Source organism: Syntrophomonas sp. UBA5494 (genome assembly GCF_002426325.1).
The window spans coordinates 11,306-11,964 of the sequence record NZ_DIPG01000145.1 but is presented as its reverse complement, the minus strand read 5'-3'; the positions used below and the strand labels follow the sequence as shown (position 1 = coordinate 11,964).

1 protein-coding gene is annotated in these 659 nt (G+C 46.7%); it reads left to right on the top strand.

Annotation, left to right across the window (positions count from 1 at the left end; genetic code table 11):
- Positions 1-98 precede the first annotated feature (98 nt).
- A partial coding sequence (locus B3W37_RS16370; RefSeq protein WP_483176456.1) for an ABC transporter ATP-binding protein occupies positions 99-659 on the top strand: 561 nt, incomplete at its 3' end.

The following is a 659-nucleotide window of genomic DNA, read 5'->3' as shown; positions in this document are numbered from 1 at the left end:
ATAATATGTGACTGCAACAGCGGGCGAAGAAGAACTTGATGAAGCGGAGAAATGCATCATGGCCCCCGTCAATGCAATGGGCGCAAAGGAGACCTAATATGTTTGAGTTTATTGAGGTTAAGTACAAGGACATAGTTGATATTCCAAACTTATCTATAAGCAGGGGACTTACCGTTCTTCTCGGCCCGAGCGGCGGCGGGAAAACAACCATTCTGAGAATGCTGAACAAGATGATATCTCCAACCCGGGGACGAATTCTGTTTGATGGCAAAGACCTGAAGCAAATAAAATCTGTAGAGCATCGCCGGAATGTTATGATGCTGTCCCAGAATCCCGCCATGTACGAAGGAACGTTAAGGGACAATCTGACCATAGCCTTAAGATTTCAAGAAAAAGAAAGCCCTGGTGATGACGAACTGTATAAAATCCTTTCCGGGGTACGGCTCCATAAAGATTTGGAAACGCCTGTATATCAGCTGTCGGGCGGGGAAAAACAGAGGCTGGCATTAGGACGGCTGTTTCTGTGCGATCCGGCAGTATATCTTTTGGATGAACCGTCGTCCGCGCTGGATGACGATACGGAAGACGCCATCATCAAGATGGTTTCAGAGCACATAGAAACGACCCGCAAATCTGTGGTGATGATTACCCATTCAAAA